A 4,029-nucleotide genomic window follows, 5' to 3' on the forward strand; every position below is an offset into this window, starting at 1 on the left:
GCCGGGCCCGGGGCCGCCGCGGCCGGCCACCGCCGGACCCTGCTGCGCCGCCGCGCCCTGCCCTACCTGCTGCTCGCGCCCGCCCTGGTCACCTTCGCGGTCTTCAAGGCCTACCCGATCGTCTCCTCCCTGCTGCTGTCGCTCACCACCGGCTCCGGCGCGGCCACCCGCAACGCCGGCGCGGCCAACTACCGCCGCCTGCTCCACGACCCGCTGTTCTGGACCGCCCTGCGCAACACCGCGCAGATCCTCGTCGTGCAGGTCCCGGTGATGCTCGCCCTCGCGCTCGCCCTGGCCGTCGGCCTCAACTCGGCCCTCGTCCGCTGGCGCACCGCCTGGCGCCTCGGCGTCTTCATGCCCGTCGTCACCGGCCTGGTCGCCACCGGCGTGGTCTTCGCCTTCCTGCTGCGCACCACCGACGGGCCCGTCAACAAGCTGCTCGGACTCGTCGGCCTGCCCGGCGCCGACTGGCTCGGCGACCCGTTCTGGGCCCGGATGGCCGTCGTCCTCGTCCTCACCTGGCACTACACCGGGTACAACGCCGTCATCTACCTGGCCGGCCTGCAGGGCATCCCCAAGGAGCTGTACGAGGCCGCGATGGTCGACGGCGCCGGCCCGCTGCGCCGCTTCGCCTCCGTCACCCTGCCCGCACTGCGCCCCGTCCTGCTCTTCACCGTGGTGCTCTCCACCATCGGCACCCTCCAGCTCTTCGACGAGCCGTTCGTGCTGACCCGCGGCGGGCCGGACAACGCCACCCTCACCGTCTCCATGTACCTGTACGACAACGGCTTCCGCTACTTCGACTTCGGCTACGCCTCCGCCATCGCCTACGCGCTCACCCTGATCGTCTCGGTGCTCGGCGCGGCCCAGATGCGCCTGATGGGAGAACGCACTTGAGCGGCCCCGCCGCCACCGCCGCCCGGTTCCGCGGATGGCCCCTGACCCTCACGCTCGCGGCCGTCACCGGCCTGTCCGTCGGCCCGTTCTACTGGCTGGTGGTGGGCTCGACCCACAAGGACACCGAGATCTTCGACTGGCCGCCCCACCTGCTGCCCGGCGGCTCCCTCGGCGAGAACCTCGACCACCTCCAGGCCAAGATCGGCCTGGGCCGCGTCCTGGTCAACTCACTGGCCATCGCCGGCCTGCAGACCGCCGGTGCGCTCGTCGTCGCGCTGCTCGCCGGCTACGCCTTCGCCAAGTTCCGCTTCCGCGGCCGGACGGTGCTCTTCGCCCTGCTGCTCTCCACCCTGGTGGTGCCCGAGCAGGTCATGCTGGTCCCGCTGTTCAAGATGATGATGTCCTTCCGGCTGCTCGACAGCTACCAGGCCGTCGTCCTGCCCGGGCTCTGCGTGCCCTTCGCCATCTTCCTGATGCGCCAGGCCCTGGGCAGCATGCCCGACGAACTCCTCGACGCCGCCCGCGTCGACGGCGCCGGCGAACTGCGGGTGCTGTGGAGCGTGGTCGTCCCCGTCATGCGGCCGGTCCTCGCCGCCCTGGCGATCTTCCTCTTCCTCGGCTCCTGGAACCAGTTCGTCTGGCCGCTGATCGCCCTGCGCAGCCCCGAGATGCACACCCTGCCGGTGGCCATCGCCACCCTCCACGGCAGCCGCACCACCACCGACCACGGCGCGATCCTGGCCGGTACCGCCCTGTCCACCCTGCCGATGATGGTCCTCTTCCTGGCCCTCCAACGGCAGTTCATCTCCGGCCTGCTGGCCGGCGCCACGAAAGGCTGACGATGGACGACATCTGGGAACCGCACGCCCCCGCCGCCGACGGCGGACTCCGGCCGCTGGCCGCCGAGGGGCTGGACCTGCGGGCCGCCGGCGAGGCCACCACCCGCCGGCTGGCCGACGGCCGGATCGAGGTGACCGCCGAGAGCCCCGGCGAGGCCCGGATCGAGTGGCGCCTGCCCTGCACCGACGCCACCGCCCTGTGGACCCCCGATCCGCGCGGCACCGGCTGGCTGCCCGCCGCCTGGAGCGCGCCGCGCCGTACCAGCCTCGCCAAGGGCGCCCCCGTCGCCGCCCTGGTCGGCACCGGTGACCACGCGGTCTGTGCCTTCGCCGCCGGCCGGGCGGACGTCCTGGCCGGCGCCGGCGTGGTCGAGGAGAACGGCGAGTTCCGGTTCTGGGTCCAGGCCACCGGCCGGCTCACCGTCCGGATCGACACCTCCCGCCGCCACTTCGCCCGCTGCCTCGCCGACCTCGCCGACTGGTGGGCGGACGGCCGCACCGCCGCCGTCCCCGACGCCGCCCGCCGCCCCGCCTACTCCACCTGGTACGCGATGCACCAGGACGTCACCCCCGAGGCCGTCGAGGCCCAGGCCGCCCTCGGCAAGGAACTCGGCCTCGACACGATCATCGTCGACGACGGCTGGATGACCCGGGACCGCACCCGCGGCTACGCCCACTGCGGTGACTGGGAACCGCTCTCCCTGCCCGGCACCGCCGACCACGTCCGCCGCGTCCACGACCTCGGCGTCCGCTACCTGCTCTGGTACGCCCTGCCGTTCATCGGCAAGGAGAGCGCCGCCTGGGACCGGCTCGGCCGCCACGCCCTCGCCGACGCCGGCCACCTCGGCGCGATCGTCGCCGACCCCCGCTACCCGGCCGTGCGCGACCACCTCACCGACCGCCTCGCCCGGGCCGTCGAGGAATGGGGCATGGACGGCCTGAAGATCGACTTCGTGGACTGGTTCGCCGTCCCCGACCCGCCCGCCCCCGGCCCGGAGGCGGACTGCGCGACCGTCGACGAGGGCGTCGAGCGGCTGCTCGCCGCCATCCACGCCCGGATCACCGCCGTGCAGCCGGAGGCGATGACCGAACACCGCCAGCCCTACACCAGCCCCGGCCTCTGGCCGTACACCACCATGGTCCGCGCCACCGACTGCCCGCTCAGCCCGCAGGAGAACCGCCAGCGCACCGTCGACCTGCGGCTGGTCGCCGGCCCGGTCGCCGTCCACAGCGACATGCTCATGTGGCACCCGGACGAACCGGCCGAGCAGGTCGCCTGCCACCTCATCAACGTCCTCTTCGCCGTCCCGCAGGTCTCCGTCGACCTGGCGGCCCAGAACCCCGGGCAGCGCGAGGCCCTCGCCTTCTGGCTCGGCGTCGTCCGCACCCACCTCGACACCCTGCAGCGCGGCGAACTCCGGCCCGACCGGCCCGACCTCGGCTACCCGATGGTCACCGCCGCCGGCGACGGCACGGTCGTCGTCGCCCGCTACGCCCCGCTGCCCGTCCGCACCGGCGACGGCCCGTGGCACACCCTGCTCGTCGCCAACGCCGACGCCGACCCCGAGGTGCGCCTGCTCGGCGTCCACGGCCCGGCCGGGATCACCGTCCGGGACGCCCGCGGGCGTATCGTCCGTAACGACACCGCCGACCTGGCCGGCGACACCACCGTCACCGTCCCCCGCGGGGGGCTGCTGACCCTGAGCCGTCCCCCGGCGTAGCCGCCCGGCCCGACACCCCACGGAGCACCGATGACCCAGGGCGCACGCCCGCCGCGCCGCGCCACCACGATCGCGGAGGTCGCCCGCGCGGCGGGCGTGTCCCGGCAGACCGTCTCCAACACCCTCAACGCCCCCCACCGCGTCCACCCGGACACCCTGGCCCGGGTCACCGCCGCCATCGAGGAGCTCGGCTACCGGCCCGACCAGTCGGCCCGCTCACTGCGCACCGGCGAGCGGCGGATCATCGGCTACCTCGCGCCGGTGGACGACCCGTTCGACCCCAACCCGCTGATGGCGGGCTTCCTGGAGGCCCTGGTCGACGCGGCCGGCACCGAGGGGCACCACGTCCTGCTGGTCCGCCCGGCACCCGGCGCGGAACGGGCCCGGGCGGCGGTCGACGAGCTGGTGGCCGCCCGTCAGGTCGACGGGCTGGTCCTCGCCGACGTGCTGCCCGACGACGCCCGGGCCGCCCACGCGGCCCGGGCCGGCGTCCCGTTCGCCGCCTTCGGCCGCACCGGCGCGCAGCTGCCGCAGCACTGGGCCGACATCGACAACGGCGCGGCGATGGCCGA

Annotated in this window: 4 protein-coding genes; all 4 read left to right on the forward strand. The window is 74.5% G+C overall.

All coding sequences use genetic code 11. The features are described 5' to 3' along the window. Nucleotides 1–42 precede the first annotated feature (42 nt). Nucleotides 43–897, forward strand: a complete 855-nt coding sequence (locus tag ABZ885_RS36910) for a sugar ABC transporter permease (RefSeq protein WP_360198916.1) — start codon at nucleotides 43–45, stop codon at nucleotides 895–897. After that, the gene (locus ABZ885_RS36915) at nucleotides 894–1,736 is read left to right on the forward strand and encodes a carbohydrate ABC transporter permease (RefSeq protein ID WP_360198910.1); all 843 of its coding nucleotides are present in this window, start codon (nucleotides 894–896) and stop codon (nucleotides 1,734–1,736) included. Before ABZ885_RS36910 ends, ABZ885_RS36915 begins: the two co-directional genes overlap by 4 nt. Before the next feature lie 2 nt (nucleotides 1,737–1,738). Beyond that, on the forward strand, nucleotides 1,739–3,457 hold the full coding sequence (locus ABZ885_RS36920) for a glycoside hydrolase family 36 protein (protein ID WP_360198912.1): 1,719 nt from the start codon (nucleotides 1,739–1,741) through the stop codon (nucleotides 3,455–3,457). Between the two features lie 30 nt (nucleotides 3,458–3,487). Beyond that, a partial coding sequence (locus ABZ885_RS36925; protein WP_360198914.1) for a LacI family DNA-binding transcriptional regulator occupies nucleotides 3,488–4,029 on the forward strand: 542 nt, incomplete at its 3' end.

The sequence above is a fragment of the Kitasatospora sp. NPDC047058 genome (genome assembly GCF_040643935.1).
GTDB lineage: Bacteria > Actinomycetota > Actinomycetes > Streptomycetales > Streptomycetaceae > Kitasatospora.